This window comes from Micromonospora sp. NPDC005553, assembly GCF_042871765.1.
In the GTDB taxonomy this organism is placed as follows: Bacteria; Actinomycetota; Actinomycetes; order Mycobacteriales; family Micromonosporaceae; genus Micromonospora.
In genome coordinates, this window is sequence record NZ_JBIAJD010000001.1 from 84,142 (window position 1) to 100,832 (window position 16,691).

The following is a 16,691-nucleotide window of genomic DNA, read 5'->3' on the forward strand; positions in this document are numbered from 1 at the left end:
TGCGCCGTTGCGTCCCATCCAGCTGCTTCGTCGCAACAGGCCATTCCGCACGCTCTTCTCGGCACGGCTCGTCTCGTACGCTGGCGATTCACTCAGCCTTGTCGCGCTGATCTTCCATGTCGCCGAGACGACGGGTAAAGGGCTGGCGGTAGCGCTTCTGCTCCTTGTCGGGGACTTCGCGCCATCCCTGCTGGGTCCGTTCACCGGCGCCCTCGCTGATCGGCTCAACCTCCGACGACTGATGGTCGTCTGCGAACTCGTCCAAGCTGCGGTCCTGCTCGTCATCGTCCTGACGATGCCCTCGCTGCCGATGCTGCTGGCTCTCGTCGCGATTCGCGCCACCGCGTCGCAGCTCTTCCAGCCGGCGTCTCGCGCGGCGGTGCCCGCCCTGGTCGACGACCGTGACCTGGAAACCGCCAACTCCACCCTCGGGTTCGGCTCCAACGCGGCAGAGGCGATCGGCCCCCTGCTCGCCGCTGCCCTGTTCCCGCTGGTCGGACTGCGTGGTGTGCTGCTCGTCGACGCCGTGTCGTTCCTGGTCTCGGCCATGCTGCTCGCGACGCTCCCCTCACTTCCGCCGACGACCGGCGACGAGCGCCAGCCGTCCCTGCTGCGACAGGCCAGAACGGGCCTCGGGTATCTGGTGAGTGTTCCGACGGTGCGGGTGATCTTCCTGGGCTTCACCGCGGTGGTCGCCTTCAACGGGGTCGACGACGTGGCCCTGGTGCTGCTGGCCAAAGACACCTTCCACGTCGGCGGATCAGCGGTCGGGCTACTGCTGGGCGCCGTCGGTGTCGGGCTGGTGGCCGCTTACGCCATGCTGTCCAGGTGGGGCACCAGGGCGTCGATGCCGCTGCTGCTGATCGCGGGTTTCGCCGTCAGCAGTGTCGGCAACCTGCTGACCGGGCTCGCCTGGGCCGTCGCCGCCGCGATCGCCCTGCAGGCCGTCCGTGGCCTCGGGTTGGCGGCCATGGACGTCGCGTCCAGCACCCTGCTGCAACGTACGGTGCCACCGGGCATGCTCGGCAGGGTCTTCGGCAATCTGTACGGTGCGATCGGGGTCGCCGCCGCGACGTCCTACCTCGCCGGTGGTGTCCTGCTGGACGCCACGTCCGCCCCGGTGACACTGATGGTCGCGGGTGTCGGCGGACTGGTGGCTACCGGCGTCGTCGCGCTGCGACTGTCGCGGGCGATGCGTCGCGCCGACGCGCATGGTGCGACGCCGACACCGTCCGTGCCGCCCATCGAGTAGATCGGGTGATCAGATCGGGCCGTCGGTGCGCAGCCGTGCGTGCAGGTGCATGTCGTGCCAGCCGTCGGCGTGGCGAACCGACCCCCGGAGCACGCCCTCCACCGGAAAGTCGGCCCGCGTGGCCACCCGGCACGACGCCGTATTGGCGGTCGAGTGATCCAGGGCCAGCCGGTGCAGACCGGCCCGCGTGAAACTCCACCGGGTGAGTGCCCTCAGCGCCTCGGTGGCGATGCCCCGACCACGCGCCGCGGGCACCAACCAGTACGACAGTTGCGCCGACGCCTCGGCCAGCAGCACGCCCCGCAACCCCACCTGACCCAGCGGCCGGTCGTCGGCGTCGACGACCGCCCAGCTGGCGGCCGTCTCGTCACGCCAACGGCCGGCCCACTGCGCCGTCCACACCCGCGCCTCGTCGTCGCCGTCGATGCGGCGGACGTGCCACCGCTGGATCTGCGGACAGTCGAAGGCGGCCCGGACGGCCGGGGCGTCGTCGTCGCGCCACGGCCGCAGGTCCAGCCCGGGACGTACCGGAAGGTGGGGTTGCTCCTGGGCGGCGAGGCTCCCGGCGGGCATTGCTGGTGTGACGAGCAGCGGCATCCGCCCATTATCGAGCCGACGGCCTCACTCCCCGGTCGGGCAGCCCGCGAGTTCGGCGACCACGTCGAGGTGGCCCAGGTGGCGGAGGTGGTCCAGGTAGCGCAGGAAGACCTCGGTGCGGCTGCCGGCCGGGTCGGTGGGATCGGGGAACGAGGTCATGATCCGGCCGGCAGGTCACGGCCGCGCTGACGCACCCCGGCCGCGCCGTACGGGTAGTCGCCCACCAACGGGGCGCTCGCCTCGTCCAGCAGCCGCATCTGCTCGGCGTCGAGGACCAGGTCGGCGGCGGTCAGGTTGTCGTCGAGCTGGTCGGTGGTCCGCGCGCCGAGGATCACCGAGGTGACCGCCGGTCGGGCCGCCAGCCAGGCCAGCGACACCGCCGACATGGACACGCCCCGGTCGTCGGCGATCTGGCGGACCGCGTCGAGCACCCGCCAGGTGCGCTCCTCGGCGTTGCGACCCGCGTACGCCTCGACGCCGCGCTGCGGGTTCTCGCCGAGCCGCGTCGCGCCGGTGGGCGTGGTGTCGCGCTGGTACTTGCCGGTGAGCCACCCGCCGCCCAGCGGTGACCACGGCAGGATGCCGATGCCCTCGTTCTCGCAGACCGGCACCAGCTCGAACTCGATGTCCCGGGCCAGCAGGTTGTACTGCGGTTGCAGGGTCACGATCGGGGTGAGGTTGAGGTGCTGGGTGAGCAGTGCGGCCTTCTGCAACTGCCAACCGGTGAAGTTGCTGACCCCCGCGTAGCGGATCTTGCCGGCGCTGACCGCGTCGTCGAAGAACCGCAGCGTCTCCGGCAGCGGAGTCAGCGGATCCCAGGCGTGCGCCTGGTACAGGTCGACAGCCTCGACGCCGAGACGGCGCAGGCTGGCGTCCAGGGCGCGGGTGAGGTGCACCCGGGACAGGCCGGCGTCGTTTGCCCCCGGGCCCATCGGGAACCGCCCCTTGGTGGCGATCACCAGGCGGTCACGCACGTCGGGTCGGCTGCGCAGCCAACGTCCGATGATGTCCTCGGAGATGCCGGTGGAGTAGACGTCAGCGGTGTCGATGAAGGTGCCGCCGGCCTCGACGAACCGGTCCAGTTGGGCGAAGCTGCCGGCCTCGTCGGTCTCCGCGCCGAAGGTCATCGTGCCCAGACACAGGGTGGACACCACGGTGCCGGTGTTGCCCAGAGTGCGATAGCGCATATCGTCCTTTCGGTCCGAGTGACAAAGCTGATCTTCGCACCCGCCTCGGCCACCCGCATTCGGGACCGTGCCGAACGCCGGTAGGGGCACCCACGCGGCGACGCCGCCAGTCATCATGAGCGGGTGAGCGAGCCCGCGATCGAGATCGACCGACCTCAGCGGCCGACCCAGTCGCCGCCGCCGGGGCGGCCGCCGGAGCCCGGCGTTCGCACCCGCGGCCCGTGGCTGGTGGCCGCCGCCACCACAGTGACGCTCCTGCTGCTCGCCGGCCGTTACGGCTACCACCGCGACGAGCTGTACTTCCTGCTCGCCGGCCGGCACCTCGACTGGGGCTACGTCGATCAGGGGCCCCTGGTCCCGGCGCTGGCCCGGCTGCTCGACACGATCGCCCCGGGCAACCTGGTGGTGCTGCGTACCCCGTCGGCGGCGCTGGCCGGCGGCGCGGTGCTGCTGGTCGCCGCGATCACCCGGGAGCTGGGTGCCGGCCGGGGCGCGCAGCTCTTCGCGGCGGTGCTCGCCGCGCTGTCCGGCATCGTGCTCGCCAGTGGCCACCTGCTCAGCACCACCACCGTCGATCTGCTGGTCTGGTTGGTCGCGGCGTGGTGTGTGGTGCGGTTGCTGCGTACCGGTGACAGCCGCTGGGCGCTGGGCATCGGGCTGGCGCTCGGTGTGGGCATGCTCAGCAAGCTGCTGCCGGCGCTGCTGGCCGTCGGCCTGGTCGCGGGGGTGCTCATCGCCGGCCCACGCCGGCTGCTGGGCGACCGGTGGGTTCTCGCCGGGGCCGGGATCGCCGTGCTGCTGGCCGCGCCGAACCTGATCTGGCAGGCGACCAACGGCTTTCCGCAGCTCGGCGTGGCCGCCTCCATCTCCGACGGCGACAGCTCCTACAGCGGCCGGCTCGACGCGTTCACCCTCCAGTTCGTCATCATCAGCCCATACGCCGTACCGATCTGGATCGCCGGCCTGGTCGCGCTGCTACGCCGACCGGCGTGGCGGGCCTACCGGGCGGTGGGCTGGGCCTGGTTGGTGGTGGTCGGCATCGTGCTGATCGCCGGCGGCAAGGGCTACTACGACGCGCCGCTGTTGCTGGTTCTCACCGCCGCCGGAGCACTGGTCACCCTGGCGTGGGCCTCGCGCGGGTCACTCTGGTGGCGTCGGGGGTTGCTCGCGCTGGGTGTGGTGCCGTTCCTGCTGCCCAACGTCGTCCTGTTGCTGCCGGTGCTGCCGGCCGACCGGCTGCCCGCCTTCGTGGTCGACGTCAACTACGACGCCGGCGAGACGATCGGTTGGCCCGAGTTCGCCGACTCTCTCGCGGCTGTCCATCGTGGGTTGTCGCCGCAGGAGCGTCCGCGGGCGGTCGTCCTCACCGGCAACTACGGCGAGGCTGGCGCGGTGGCCCGCTACGGGCCGGCCCGTGGTCTGCCCCGGGCGTACTCCGGGCACAACAGCATGGTCGACTTCGGTCGGCCGCCCGCCGACGCGGACGTGGTCATCGCCGTCGGCTGGGAGCGCCCCGACCAGCTCAACACCTGGTTCGAGCAGTGCACCCTGGCCGGGCAGGTGGACCAGCGGGTCGAGGTGGACAACGACGAGAACGGCGGCCCGATCCAGGTGTGCCGAGGGCTGCGGCGTCCGTGGGCGCAGATCTGGGACACCGAGGTACGCCACACCGGCTGACCGTGTTCGCCCGGCTCTGCGGGGTCGGGTCAGGCTCCGCCGGTCAGCCAGGCCTGGATGCCGACCAGCGCCTCGGGGCCGGAGGTGGCGTCGACGTCGCGGGCGAGATCGGCGATGGTGACCGCGGCGAGCGCCTGGTGCCACGCGTCCTCGGCCGCCCACATGGCGCGGGACACCGGACACGGCGTGGTGCAGGCGTCGGCCGGGGTCGCGAAGGGGCCGCGCTGACGGATCTCCGTGCAGACGAAGGTCGGGCCGGGCCCGTCGACGGCCCGGACCACGTCGAGCAGGGTGATGCTCTCCGGCGCGCGGGTCAGCACGTATCCGCCCGACTTGCCCTGCACGGAGTGGATCAGGCCGGCGCGGGCGAGCGCCTGGAGCTGCTTCGCGAGGTAGCTGCTGGAGACGTCGTGCAGTTCCGCCAGCTTGGCCGCCGGAACGGGCGTGTGGCTGGTGGTGAGCACCACGCAGCAGTGCAGCGCCCACTCGACCCCGCCGGACATCTTCATGACGTCACCCTAGCCACCCCGCTACTCAGACACATTGTGTCCGAGTATAGTTCCCGGACAAGGAAGGTCCGAGTATCGGCTGAGCTTCAGCAGTCGGACCACACGTCACGGGAAGGTGCATGGGCATGAAGATCGCCGTACTGGGCGGGACCGGCCTCATCGGGTCGCAGGTCGTCAAGATCCTGCAGGCTGCGGGCCACGAGGCGGTGCCGCTCTCGCCGTCGACCGGGGTGGACCTGCTCACCGGGCAGGGCCTGTCCGACGGGCTCGCCGGCGCCGAGGTCGTCGTCAACCTCACGAACTCGCCGACCTTCGACGAGGCCTCGCCCGCCTTCTTCCAGACGACCATGGACAACCTGCTGGCCGCCGCCGCTCGCGCGGGCGTCGGCCACGCGGTGATCCTCTCCATCGTCGGCGTCGACCAGGTGCCCGACCTGGACTACTACCGCGCCAAGACCCTCCAGGAGGAGATCCTCACGGCCGGCCCGATCCCGTACTCGATCGTCCGCGCCACCCAGTTCTTCGAGTTCGTCGAGTCGATCATGTCCTGGACCGCCGACGACACCACCGTCCGCCTGCCCCGCACGCCGGTGCAGCCGATGGCCGCCGCCGACGTGGCGCAGGCCGTCGCCGAGGTCAGCATGGGCGCGCCGCTCAAGGGCATCCGCAACGTCGCCGGCCCGGATGTCTTCGCCCTCGACGAGCTGGGGCGCATCACGCTTGCCGCCCGCGGTGACCAGCGCACCGTCACCACCGACGACACCGTCGGCATGTTCGCCGCCATGTCCGGTGACGTCCTCATCGCAGGCGACGACGCTGTCATCGCGCCCACCGCCTACCGGGAGTGGCTCGGCCGCCAGGCCTGAGGTGTGGACCCGACCCGCACGCCGCCGTGGTGAACGATCATGACGGCGTGCGGGTCCCGGCCCGCCACTCGTGCGCCAGGATCGCGAAGACGAGCTGGTCGGCCCACTCCCCCTTGAACAGGTAACTCTCGACATGGCGGGCCTCCTTGCGCATGCCGAGTCGCGTCATCATCCGCGCCGACGCGGCGTTGCGGCCGTAGACCCGGTGCAGCCCGAACTCGTCGAACCCCAAGGCCAGCACCGCGGTGGCGGCCTCCGTCGCCAACCCGCGACCGCGGTGGTCGGGGTGGAAGACGAACCCGAGTTCGGCGGTACGGTCGAGCTGGCTGCGCCACACCAACTCCACGATCCCGATCACTCCGGCGTCGGTGACCGCGGCCACCGTCAGGCAGTCACCCTCCGCGCGCCACGCGTCCTCGCCCGCCATGGCGAGCACCGACACCCGCGACTGCTCACGGGTACGCGGCTCCGCGCCGAGCATCCAGCGCACGACGTCGGGTCGACGCTGAAACGCGTACACGTCGTCGAGGTCGTCGATCGTGACCGGACGCAGGGCGAGCCGTGCGGTGCGGATCGGGAAGGTCGGCTGGAACATCACGCGATCGTAGAGACCCGTGCGGAGCGCTCCGGTGCCGGTCGATCGGCGTCCGTGCTTCGGGGCAGCAGCAGCGGGCTCGCGAAGATCACCAGCCCGGCGACAGTGATCGCCGTGCGCGGGCTGGTGGCCTGCGCGAGCAGCCCACCGAGCGCGCTGAGGACGGCGATGGTGGCGCTGCTGCCGATCGACCAGGCAGACAGGGTGCGGACGATGCGATCCTTCGGAGTCTGTTCCAGGCGGTAGGTGGCGAGCACCGGGTTGTACAGGCTCATGCTGATGATGATCGCGAACTCGACGGCGATCACCGTGGCGAGACCGACCACGCCGGGCTGGACGAAGGCGAGGCCGATCAGCCAGATCGCGCGCACCGTGCCCACGGCGCGGATGATCCGGTGTTGGCCGTGGCGTGCCACCACCCGGCGGGCCAGGCGTGACCCGATGAGCCCGCCGACGCAGGGCACGGCGAAGACGAGGCCGTACTGCCAGGGCGGAAAGCCCAGCTCGCCGAGCAGGAGCACGGCCAGCAGCGGCTCGGTGGCCATGATCAGCCCGGCGACGAGCAACTGGTTGAGGTAGAGCGCCCGCAGACCGGGGTGCGCCAGCAGGTGTCGCCAGCCGTCGAGCAGCTCACCGGCCCGGACCCGGCCAGCGCCGGTGCGTTGGGGGTGGTCGTCGGGGTCGCGAATGGCGCTGAGGCCCAGCGCGGAGAGCAGGTAGCTGAGCGCGTCGGCCACGACGGTGACGACCGGCCCGAAGAGTCCCACCGCGGCACCGCCCAGCGGCGGCCCGAGCGCGATCGAGCTCCAGGTCGTCGACTCGAACCGGGCGTTCGCCACCAGCAGGTCGTCCGGCCGCACGAGGGCCTTGAGGAACGCGCCGCTGGCCGCGTTGAAGGCGATCTTGGCGGCGGCGAGCACGGCCGAGACGACCAGCAACTGCCCGAAGCTGAGCCGACCCAGCGCGTACGCGACGGGGATCGTCAGCAGGACCACGAACCGGGCCAGGTCCATCGCGATCATTACCCGCCGCTTGCGGTGGAACTCCACCCACGGCCCGAGCGGCAACGCGATCAGCGCCCCCACGGCCGGCCCCAGCGCGGCCAACATGGACACCTGGGCGGGGCTGGCCTGCAAAACCAGCACGGCGATCAACGGCAACGCCCCGAAACCCAGCCCCGAGCCGTAGGCGCTGACCGCGTACGACGCCCACAACCAGCCGAACCGCCGGCCCAGGGATCGCCTCGTGGACAACCCACACCTCCCGCTCCCGACAACCCGCCGTTGACCACCGCGATCACAGCAAGCCCAGTGACGAGGGATCAAACAACCCGGTGAACGGCGAGCCACAACCAGAGGTTGTGTCAGTAGGGTTTGCCGGGTGAATCTCGACGCCGTCCGCACCTTCGTCGCCGCCGTCGACGCCGGCCAGTTCCAGGACGCCGCCGCGGCGCTGTCGATCACCCAGCAGGCCGTCTCCAAGCGCATCGCGGCACTGGAGAAGGACCTCGGGGTACGGCTGTTCACCCGCACCGCGCGCGGCACCCACCTCACCGTCGACGGTCAGACCTTCCTGCCGCACGCCCGTGAACTGCTCCGGGTGGAGGCGCGCGCCGACGCCTCCGTACGCCCGGGCCGACGGGCACTGCGCGTCGACGTGCACAGCCGACGGATCGCACCAGCGGTGCTGTTGCAGGACTTCCACCGCGCGCATCCCCGCATCGAGCTCGACGTCGTCACCCTCGACGCCGACGTCCACGCCGCGATGGCCGCCGTCGAGGCGGGGACGGTAGACGCCACCTTCCACGCCGTCACCGTCGCCGCGCGTCACCTGCCCGCCGCGATCAGGACCACCCGAGTGATCGACGAGTACCACGAACTGCTCGTCGGCCCCCGCCACGCGCTCGCAAACGCCCGCGCCGTCACGCCCGCCCAACTGTCCGAGCACCGCATCTGGATGCCCGGCATGGCCCCCGGCACCGAATGGGCCGACTACTACGACGAACTCGCCGCCGCGTTCGGTCTCACCATCGACCTGGTCGGGCCGGTCTTCGGCAACGAGGCGCTGCTGGCCGAGATCGCCGACTCCGCGGAGCTGGCAACCCTCGCTGGCGTTCGCACCCGGTACCTGTGGCCGGACAGCTACGACCTGCGGCGCGTACCGGTGCGTGGCCCGGCGCCCGTCTACCCCATGTCAATCATCTGGCGCGACGACAACCCGCATCCCGCGCTGCGGGCACTGCGCGACTACCTCGCCTCCCGGCGGGTGCAGGCCCCCGACGTCGAGGTCTGGCTACCGCCCTGGGGTCAGTGACCGGCGCGCTACGGCGTTCGTTGACACCTGCCGCCCTCCCCTGTCAGACTCACCTGACAGGGGGCGTCAGAGAAATCTGACACCTTCATTGAGAAGGGAAACCAGGATGAGCGGCACCTCGCCGACCGGTGACGAACTCGTGTCGTTGCTGGCCGCACTGGCCAGCCCGCATCGGCTGCGAATCCTGGCCGCCGTGGCCCGGCAGCGGACCTACGTCAGCGAGTTGGCCCGGCAGCTGCAGATGAACCGGCCGCTGCTCTACATGCACCTGCAGAAATTGGAAGCGGCCGGCCTGGTGACCGGTGAGCTGGTGACCGCACCGGACGGCAGCTCGGTGAAGTACGTCCAGGCGGTGCCGTTCACGGTGTCCCTGGATCTGGACGCGATCGCACTGGCCGCACAGAACCTGACCGGCTCGGGGCCGGCCGCAGAACAGGAGAAGTGAGCAATGACCCATCAGGTCGCGTTGGACATCGCACAGACCTCCACCATCGCCGCGGCGGTGATCGTGACGGCGGTGATCGTGGTCGCCGGTCTCATCGGGACGGGCATCTATCGCGCCCGGTACGCGGCGGCTCGGGAGGAGGGCTACCGGGTGCTGGCCGAGCGCAGCGCCACCGGCGCCCAGGCCACGGCGGACGAGATCAAGGGCGTGCGGGACGAGCTCGGCGAGGTTCGGCAGCGCCTGGCCGCGCTCGAGAAGCTGCTGAGCCAGATCGGCTGACGGCCCACCGACGGGGAGGACGCGCCACATGAGCACCTGGAATGACGCGCTGACGCGGGTCCGACGGCTCGTCGCCGTGGCGGGCTGCCTGATGGTGACAGCCGCGGGGCTGGCCGCCCCGGTCGTGGCCAGCCCCGCGGCTGTCGACGACCTCGCCGCTGGCGAACGCTACCTGCGCGCGTACCTGAAGCAGATCAAGGCACCGGGGCTGGCGTACGCGGTCATTCGCGGCGACGAGGTCCTCCAGCGAGGCGCATGGGGCGTCGACGGTGACGGCCGACCGATCACCACGCAGACCCCGTTCCTGCTCGGGTCCACCAGCAAGTCGTTCACCGCGCTGGCGGTGGCGCAACTGGTCGAGGCCGGCCGGATCGACCTCGACACCACCGCCTCCACGTACCTCCCGTGGCTGCGCCTGGGCGACGCGGACACCGCCCGGACGGTCACCGTCCGCCAACTGCTGACCCACACCAGCGGCCTGCCGCAGGTGTGGAGCACCGACCTGACCGACCGCTACGACAACCGCCCCGGCGCGCTGGCCCGCTCCGTACGGGACCTGGCCAGCGTGCGGCCCACCACCGCCGTCGGACAGAAGTATCAGTACAGCGACGCCAACTACATGATCCTCGGCGCGCTCGTCGAGGACGTCACCGGCGACACCTTCGGCGGCTACCTGCGCCGTCACGTGCTGGACCCGCTCCAGATGACGCACTCCGCGGCGACCGCCGACGAGGCCCGCGCCGTCGGCATCCCGCCCGGTCACCGGTACTACTTCGGCCGTCCGCAGCGCTTCGCCGCGCCGTTCGACACCGCCGGAGTGCCCTACGGCTTTCTCGCCGCCAGTCTCGACGACCTGTCCCACTACGCCATCGCGCAGCTCGCCGGTGGCCGCTACGGCGACACCCGGATCCTCGGACCGCAGGGCACGCGACAGCTGCACACCGGCACCGTGGCCACCGGTCACGGCACCTACGGGTTCGGGTGGAAGAACAGCACCCTGGACGGCGTCGGCGCCCGCATCGTCTGGCACGCCGGCGCGACCCCGGACTTCTTCACCCATATCGTGCTGGCACCCGACTCGAACCTCGCCGTGATCATCATGACCAACCTCTACGGCCTGCACATGGACGCGCCACTGAGCGCCGGGGCGTTCAACCTCACCCGCATCCTGCACGGCGGCACGCCCGCGACCGCCACCGAAGATCCGATGCAGGTCTGGGCTCTGGTCGGCCTACTCGTCGTCGCCGCGGTGCTGCTCGCCCTGCTGGCCTGGTCCTGGGCCCGCGTCCTGCACGGGCGCCGAAGCGACCGCGTTCCGCCGGTGCGAGCCCGTGGCCGGACGATCGCCGCCACCACCGCCTGGATCGGTGCCTGCGCGTTGGTGGCCGTCGGCGTCGCCTGGCAGGTGCCGGCCTTCTGGGAGGGCGCCGGGCTGGCCAAACTCCAGTTGTGGGCACCGGACGTCGGTCACGGCATCCGCATCGTGGTCGTCCTGGCCGCCGCACTCGCGCTGACCCGGCTGGGCCTGGGCGTGCACGCCATGGTCACCGCCCGCCCACCGACCTCGCCCCCGGCGCGAGCACGCGACCGGGCCGTCGACGTTGAACGGCCCGCCGTCCCTCATGGCGCCGACACCTTCCCTGCCAATCACCGCTGGTAGTTGCGGTGGCCCGGCACTACGTTTAACGTGTTGGTTAAGTGACTGGAGGCTCTGGTGTCTGGCAGCGATCAACTCAGCGCGGTGTTCTCGGCGCTCGCCGACCCGACTCGACGGGCGATCCTCGCCGAGCTGGCCGACCGCGACGCCACGGTCACCGAGCTCACCGCTCCGCTCCCGATCTCGATGCCGGCGGTGTCACGGCACCTGAAGGCGCTTGAACGCGCCGGGCTCATCTCCCGCACCCGATCGGGAAAGTTGCGGATGAGCCGCATCGAGGCCGCCCCACTGCGCGAAGCGGCCGAGTGGATCGAGCGCTACCGGCGGTTCTGGGACACGTCCCTCACCCGCCTCGACGCCCACCTCGCGGCCGTACAGGCCGCCGACCGCCCAACGGACCGAACGGCCCACGGCCCGGCGATCCCCGACAGGGAATCCCCGAACAAGGCTCACGACAAGGAGAATTGATGGACAGCGACAAGCCGCCGATCGTCATCTCGCGCGTGGTCAACGCGCCACGGGAGCTGGTCTATCGAGCTTTCACCGACCCGGAGCACCTGGCGGCATGGTGGGGGCCGATCGGCAACTCACTACCCCGCGACGAGATGGACTTCGACGTCCGGCCTGGCGGCTACCAGCGGTGGACCGAGGTCTTCCCGACCCAACCCGGCCTGCGAGTCGAGGTCCACATCGATCTCACCGACGTCGTCAACGGCGAACTGATCGACGGCATCGCGCACGTCACCGGGCAACTCCCGGAGGGCATCGCGCCGCACGAGACGAGGATGCGGGTCGAGTTCCACGACGACGCCGACGGACGGACTCGACTCGAGATCCGTCAGTGGCTCCCCGAGCAGTTGTCCGCTCCCGCCAACCAGGGTTGGAACGAGGCCTTCTCCAAACTGGACGCGACACTCAGCAATGCCCAACCCGTCGCCATCGAGGTGTAGCGCCATGGCCAAGCTGATCTACGTGACCAACGTGTCCCTCGACGGTTACATCGAGGACGAACACGGCCGCTTCGACTGGACCCCACCCGAGGACGACTACCTCGCCTTCATCACCGACCTGGTTCGGCCCGCGGGCACCTACCTCTACGGTCGGCGCCTGTACGAGTCAATGGCTGTCTGGGAGACCGAGCCCGCTCTCGCCGCACAATCGAAGCTCACTGCCGACTTCGCCGACGTCTGGCAGGCAGCGGACAAGGTCGTCTACTCCACCACGCTGGACGCGACCTCGACCGCCAGGACCCGGCTCGAAAGGGGCTTCGACCCCGCCTCGGTACGCGCCATGAAAGCCTCGGCCACCAGCGACCTCACCATCGGGGGCGCACACCTCGCGGCGCAGGCATTCCAGGCCGGGCTGGTCGACGAGTGCCACCTGCTGATCCACCCCATCCTCACCGGCGGAGGCAAGCCCGGTCTGCCCAGCGGCACCCGCCTCGACCTGGAGCTGCTGAGCAATCACCGATTCGGCAACGGTGTGGCGTCCCTGCACTACCGCATCCGCACCTGAGACGGCCGTCGGCGTCACCGACTCGGACGTGTGTCGGTGACGCCGACGGGCGCCGCCCAGCCCGTTCTGTGCGATCGGTTACCGCCGGCCGCGTTCAGCAGCGGCAGCAACTCCTCCACCGGCACGTCGAGCAGCAAACCGCGCTCCCGCGCCGTGGCCCACTCGTCGGCGTCGGCGCGATGGCGCTTCCGCCGCTGCGCGCGGGTGGCCCGACGCAGGCTCTTCGGACGCGGCAGCGGAGCGCGCAGCACCAACAGCAGACCCACCCGGCGAGGCTACGGCAGCTCCGGTGCGGACAGCACGGCCGGAGCGCGACCATCCGCCGAGCAGGCGCGTCGGCGTGTCCGCCGTCGTTCGACGCGGCTGCGCGACGTGGGTACGGTGACACTGTGCTCTCGGCTGTGAAGGGTCTGTCCCGGTACCACACCGAGGAGTCGCTACGCGCCTACCTGCTGGAGCGCTCACACCGCACCGAAAACGGCTGCCTGGTCATCGAAGGTTACGGGCGGCGACGCGGCGTGCACCAGAAGGTCGCCGGTCGCGCGTGGGCGCACATCGCCGCGTACGTCGTCCTTGTCGGCGGGTACAGCCCCGCCCTCGACGTCGACCAGACCTGCGGTGCCGCCGACTGTATCGAGCCGACACATCTGCGCCAGCTCAGCCGGGCCGAGGCCTGCCGCAGCCGGAACCAGTCGGCACAGTGCCGCAACGGCCACGACCGTGAGCTCGACCCGGCGACCGGCCGGTACCGCCGGGTCTGCCGCAGTTGCAACCGGGAGGCCCAGCGCCGCTGGCGTGAGCGCGAGGCCGCCGAGGTAGCCCAGGCCCGCGCCGCGCACGGCCGCTCGCAGTGATCGTCCTGGGATGACCAGTTTCCCCGCGACCGCCCGCCGGGTGCGCGACGAGAGCTCAGCCCTCGACGGCGCCGCTCGCAACTACGGGACTGCCTCTACCACTTCGCGCCGTACGGCTTTCACGCCATCACCTGGCGACCCGGCACCGCATCCCTGGGAACATTGAGGTCGATCCCCCGTCGCTGGTCCGGGCCCTCGGTGAACCCGAGACAGCCCGCGCTCTGGTGCTGGCAAGGGGGTGCAGCGGGTGCTCGATGCGTACGCCGCAGGGGTCGACCCGGCCGGACGATGCCTGGCGTGCGGCGACGAGGACCGCCGCGCGGGACGGGCCTGCCGAAACTGTGGCGTCGCACCCGGCGGCTATGGCAACCCGCTCTGAAGCATCAGGAGCAGGGCGGTTGTCGCGGTAGCAGGCCCCCCGCAACCCGGTGACCAGCAAGTGCTCGCACGGTGTCCCCGGAGCCAGTGCACAATCCACGGAACACGACAATCGGCCGATGGGACGTCTCGGTCAGGGGTTGATCAGTTTCCAGTCGCCTTCGGAGATGACGTCGACATTGCCATCGACAACAGTGATAGCGGTGTTGTCGTCGATGGCGTAGGTCGGGACCGGGATTCCGGACGCCCACTTCTGGATGTCGGACAGCTCGGTGTCTTCCATGTCCGGATGGTTGAGGTGGGGGTAGAGCGTGAAATCCACCAGCCCCAGCGCCCGGTCGGCGTCCTGCGCCCTGTCGCTGCCGTCGGGGACGAACTGACTGTCGAATTCGGCGTCGCAGTTGTAGGGCGTGACCGCGATGCTTCCGGCGCTGACCCCCACATAGACCGTGTCACTCAGCGACGGCAGAAGGTCGGCCAGGCCCGACTGGCGCAGCCAGTAGGTCAGGTACAGCACATCACCGCCCCAGACCAGCAGGGCATCGGCCTCCCGGACCGCCGGGACCCAGTTCTCTTCTCGAATGGTCGGCAGCGCGGTGAGCTCCAACAACCCCAGGGACTTCCAACCCAGCTGGCACAGCGGGATGTCGGGTCGGCCGTGAATCGCCTTCCACGCCCTCTCGGCTCCGCCCGGGAAGGGGTAGACACCGGTGGGAACGAACAGAGCCGTGGACTCGGCGAGCGGCTTGCCCAACAGGTCGACCAGCGCGTCGGAGATGCTCGGGTTGCTGATGCCCCCCGACGTGAGAAGAAACTTCATGCAATCCGCTCCCTGAAGCCACCGAATGACGGCGACACATCGCTGGATCATCCGCTGGCGGCCGTCCAACCGTCAACTGCCTCCGCCTGCGCGACGACCTTGACGAGGAATGGTCGGGTCACATCCTGGTTGTCGACGACGACGTCCGCGCGTTCGTGCGGCGCGCAGGCGGCGAAGTACAGCCGCTGCCCGCCGACGTAGCGGCCGAGGCTGGGATGTTCAGGATCCGGATGCGAGCCGTCGCGTCGGGCCATCCGTGCGACGGTGACCGCGAACGGCGCGTCAACGAAGACGGAGAAGTCCCAGCACTCCACAAGCTCGTCACGGTGCAGGAACAGCCCGTCGATGATGAGTACCGCGCCGGGCGCCGCGGTCCGCCACGCAAGATCCAGGGCCTCGTCTGTCCGAAGATCATGGGCGGCCGGACGGTAACGGCGAGAGCCCCCGGGACCGAACGGCTCCAGCACGTTGTGGACGAGAGCTTCGTAGTCGTAACTGTCGAGCCAGAAGCCTTCCGGCGAATCCCGGCCACGGCGATGCCGCACAGCCCGACGGTGATGAAAGTCGTCCGCCGACACGCGCACGACAGGACGTCCGCGGTCGCTCAGCAACGCGGCCAACTCGCCGGCGAACGTGGACTTACCCACCCCATCGACCCCGTCAACGGCCACCCGTACGCACCGTGGCGCGGGGAACGTCGGCACCAGGTCAGCGACATGGTCAAGCAACTGCCGCCGTACGACGCTCACGCCGTTCCTCTATCCCTGACCGGAAGCGCAGCACGCCTCACGGATCGAGGAAATCATCCTGGCAGGCGTCTCGCGTCAGATCCATATGTCGAACAGTTGGCTGTGTCGCCTACAGCGGTCCGCATCGAGTCCGTCGTGAACGACGTCCGATCCTCAGCGGATGCGACAGGAATGTTCAGTGCCTCCGGTTGAAATCACGTCAGTCTCTTGTCTCCGGCGAGTCGGCCGCAGGGCCCTCCAGCCACAGCTCGAACGTTGCACGCTCATGCAGGCCGACGCGCCGACACTCGGTTTACGAACGAACCAGCGATTTGATGCCCTTGTCGCACAATATGGCCGCGCTCCAAGACCCATGATCACGGGTCTTGAGCTGCATGAAGCGGAACCCGGTAACGTGGATGACGGCGACGTCTTCTACGTGTTCACACAGGACGTACTCAGCCTCACCAGCAAAGCAGGTCAACCACTGGCGCACCGCCTGCTTGGCTTGCCAAACATAGCGAGCGAACGTGTCTACGCCGGTGGCGTCGGTGCGTACCTGAGAAACTTCGAGCAGCGATTCCAACGGCTTAACCGTCGAATCAGGCTCAGTATCGGTCACAGCTCCGCCGCCATTCCACAACACCGACAGTCGACTACGAAAAGTAACCTTCGGCCTACTCGATGTGCCGGTGCTACCGATCGCCGAAGTCCCCGTCGACCCCCTTTAGGCTGGCAACACCGCCAGGGCCCGGTCCCGCAAGCACGCGCTGACCAGGCGGGCCAGGGGCGGACGCCGGCTGGCGGATCGCGTGGCACTCGTGCACGGAAGGGCGGGAGGGCGCACCCGCCGGGTCGGTCACTGGCTGCGGCCGGAGCGCGGCCCGCTGGTTGGCGCCGCTGCAAACCGGTGATCGCGCACACAGCCGAACGGGGCGGGGCTCAGACCAGATGGTCTGAGCCCCGCCCCGGGGTGTGCGGGGGTCCGGGCGGCCGGGGGCGTCTTGTACCAACCCGGG

Annotated in this window: 21 protein-coding genes; 11 read left to right on the forward strand and 10 right to left on the reverse strand. The window is 70.1% G+C overall.

The genetic code is table 11. The features are described from left to right. Positions 1 to 7 precede the first annotated feature (7 nt). A complete protein-coding gene (locus ACFYPG_RS00465) occupies positions 8 to 1,252 on the forward strand; it encodes an MFS transporter (protein ID WP_387349246.1) in 1,245 nt (414 codons plus the stop codon). A 9-nt stretch (positions 1,253 to 1,261) separates the two neighbouring features. Here the strand turns inward: ACFYPG_RS00465 and ACFYPG_RS00470 are convergent, their stop codons facing one another. From ACFYPG_RS00470 to ACFYPG_RS00480, 3 genes are read right to left on the reverse strand one after another with little or no spacing between them, the layout of a single operon-like run. Beyond that, entirely contained in the window at positions 1,262 to 1,849 is a 588-nt protein-coding gene (locus ACFYPG_RS00470; RefSeq protein WP_387349248.1) for a GNAT family N-acetyltransferase, read from the reverse strand. Between the two features lie 24 nt (positions 1,850 to 1,873). After that, positions 1,874 to 2,008 (reverse strand): hypothetical protein, encoded by a 135-nt coding sequence (locus tag ACFYPG_RS00475; RefSeq protein WP_387349250.1) that lies wholly within the window; start codon positions 2,006 to 2,008, stop codon positions 1,874 to 1,876. Beyond that, positions 2,005 to 3,036, reverse strand: a complete 1,032-nt coding sequence (locus tag ACFYPG_RS00480; RefSeq protein ID WP_387349252.1) for an aldo/keto reductase — start codon at positions 3,034 to 3,036, stop codon at positions 2,005 to 2,007. The genes ACFYPG_RS00475 and ACFYPG_RS00480 overlap by 4 nt, the downstream gene beginning before the upstream one ends. Before the next feature lie 123 nt (positions 3,037 to 3,159). Here ACFYPG_RS00480 and ACFYPG_RS00485 point away from each other — a divergent pair, with 123 nt between their 5' ends. Continuing rightward, a complete protein-coding gene (locus ACFYPG_RS00485) occupies positions 3,160 to 4,713 on the forward strand; it encodes an ArnT family glycosyltransferase (protein ID WP_387349253.1) in 1,554 nt (517 codons plus the stop codon). 29 nt (positions 4,714 to 4,742) lie between these two features. Here the strand turns inward: ACFYPG_RS00485 and ACFYPG_RS00490 are convergent, their stop codons facing one another. Continuing rightward, entirely contained in the window at positions 4,743 to 5,222 is a 480-nt protein-coding gene (locus ACFYPG_RS00490; protein WP_208741183.1) for an Rrf2 family transcriptional regulator, read from the reverse strand. Positions 5,223 to 5,347: 125 nt separating this feature from the next. Between ACFYPG_RS00490 and ACFYPG_RS00495 the strand changes: the two genes are divergently transcribed. Continuing rightward, positions 5,348 to 6,088, forward strand: a complete 741-nt coding sequence (locus tag ACFYPG_RS00495; protein ID WP_387349255.1) for an SDR family oxidoreductase — start codon at positions 5,348 to 5,350, stop codon at positions 6,086 to 6,088. Positions 6,089 to 6,125: 37 nt separating this feature from the next. Here ACFYPG_RS00495 and ACFYPG_RS00500 read toward each other — a convergent pair whose 3' ends face one another. Then, a complete protein-coding gene (locus ACFYPG_RS00500; protein WP_387349256.1) occupies positions 6,126 to 6,683 on the reverse strand; it encodes a GNAT family N-acetyltransferase in 558 nt (185 codons plus the stop codon). Next, complete coding sequence (locus ACFYPG_RS00505) at positions 6,683 to 7,936, reverse strand: MFS transporter (RefSeq protein ID WP_387349258.1); 1,254 nt, start codon at positions 7,934 to 7,936, stop codon at positions 6,683 to 6,685. Before ACFYPG_RS00505 ends, ACFYPG_RS00500 begins: the two co-directional genes overlap by 1 nt. A gap of 127 nt (positions 7,937 to 8,063) precedes the next feature. On the opposite strand from ACFYPG_RS00505, the gene ACFYPG_RS00510 reads away from it, so the two are divergent. The 7 genes from ACFYPG_RS00510 (at position 8,064) to ACFYPG_RS00540 (ending at position 12,892) form a co-directional block, all read left to right on the forward strand. Further along, a complete protein-coding gene (locus ACFYPG_RS00510) occupies positions 8,064 to 8,996 on the forward strand; it encodes a LysR family transcriptional regulator (RefSeq protein ID WP_387349260.1) in 933 nt (310 codons plus the stop codon). Between the two features lie 106 nt (positions 8,997 to 9,102). Continuing rightward, positions 9,103 to 9,441, forward strand: coding sequence for a winged helix-turn-helix domain-containing protein (locus ACFYPG_RS00515; RefSeq protein WP_124857925.1), 339 nt, complete (start codon positions 9,103 to 9,105; stop codon positions 9,439 to 9,441). Positions 9,442 to 9,444: 3 nt separating this feature from the next. Then, the gene (locus ACFYPG_RS00520) at positions 9,445 to 9,720 is read left to right on the forward strand and encodes a hypothetical protein (protein WP_387349262.1); all 276 of its coding nucleotides are present in this window, start codon (positions 9,445 to 9,447) and stop codon (positions 9,718 to 9,720) included. Between the two features lie 28 nt (positions 9,721 to 9,748). After that, positions 9,749 to 11,380 carry a serine hydrolase domain-containing protein gene (locus tag ACFYPG_RS00525; RefSeq protein ID WP_387349264.1) on the forward strand — a complete coding sequence of 544 codons (1,632 nt, stop codon included), beginning with the start codon at positions 9,749 to 9,751 and terminating at the stop codon, positions 11,378 to 11,380. A gap of 54 nt (positions 11,381 to 11,434) precedes the next feature. Continuing rightward, on the forward strand, positions 11,435 to 11,845 hold the full coding sequence (locus ACFYPG_RS00530; RefSeq protein ID WP_387349266.1) for an ArsR/SmtB family transcription factor: 411 nt from the start codon (positions 11,435 to 11,437) through the stop codon (positions 11,843 to 11,845). Continuing rightward, the gene (locus ACFYPG_RS00535) at positions 11,845 to 12,327 is read left to right on the forward strand and encodes an SRPBCC domain-containing protein (RefSeq protein ID WP_387349267.1); all 483 of its coding nucleotides are present in this window, start codon (positions 11,845 to 11,847) and stop codon (positions 12,325 to 12,327) included. The genes ACFYPG_RS00530 and ACFYPG_RS00535 overlap by 1 nt, the downstream gene beginning before the upstream one ends. 4 nt (positions 12,328 to 12,331) lie before the next feature. Then, the gene (locus tag ACFYPG_RS00540; protein WP_387349269.1) at positions 12,332 to 12,892 is read left to right on the forward strand and encodes a dihydrofolate reductase family protein; all 561 of its coding nucleotides are present in this window, start codon (positions 12,332 to 12,334) and stop codon (positions 12,890 to 12,892) included. 14 nt (positions 12,893 to 12,906) lie between these two features. Here ACFYPG_RS00540 and ACFYPG_RS00545 read toward each other — a convergent pair whose 3' ends face one another. Beyond that, positions 12,907 to 13,158 carry a hypothetical protein gene (locus tag ACFYPG_RS00545; RefSeq protein WP_387349271.1) on the reverse strand — a complete coding sequence of 84 codons (252 nt, stop codon included), beginning with the start codon at positions 13,156 to 13,158 and terminating at the stop codon, positions 12,907 to 12,909. 123 nt (positions 13,159 to 13,281) lie between these two features. Here ACFYPG_RS00545 and ACFYPG_RS00550 point away from each other — a divergent pair, with 123 nt between their 5' ends. After that, on the forward strand, positions 13,282 to 13,746 hold the full coding sequence (locus tag ACFYPG_RS00550) for an HNH endonuclease (protein WP_387349272.1): 465 nt from the start codon (positions 13,282 to 13,284) through the stop codon (positions 13,744 to 13,746). A 511-nt stretch (positions 13,747 to 14,257) separates the two neighbouring features. On the opposite strand, the gene ACFYPG_RS00555 is transcribed toward ACFYPG_RS00550, so the two are convergent. From ACFYPG_RS00555 to ACFYPG_RS00565, 3 genes are all read right to left on the reverse strand, one after another. Next, a complete protein-coding gene (locus ACFYPG_RS00555) occupies positions 14,258 to 14,944 on the reverse strand; it encodes a Type 1 glutamine amidotransferase-like domain-containing protein (RefSeq protein ID WP_387350848.1) in 687 nt (228 codons plus the stop codon). 47 nt (positions 14,945 to 14,991) lie between these two features. After that, the gene (locus ACFYPG_RS00560) at positions 14,992 to 15,693 is read right to left on the reverse strand and encodes a uridine kinase (protein ID WP_387349274.1); all 702 of its coding nucleotides are present in this window, start codon (positions 15,691 to 15,693) and stop codon (positions 14,992 to 14,994) included. A 292-nt stretch (positions 15,694 to 15,985) separates the two neighbouring features. After that, complete coding sequence (locus ACFYPG_RS00565; protein WP_387349275.1) at positions 15,986 to 16,294, reverse strand: dsDNA nuclease domain-containing protein; 309 nt, start codon at positions 16,292 to 16,294, stop codon at positions 15,986 to 15,988. Between the last annotated feature and the right edge of the window lie 397 nt (positions 16,295 to 16,691).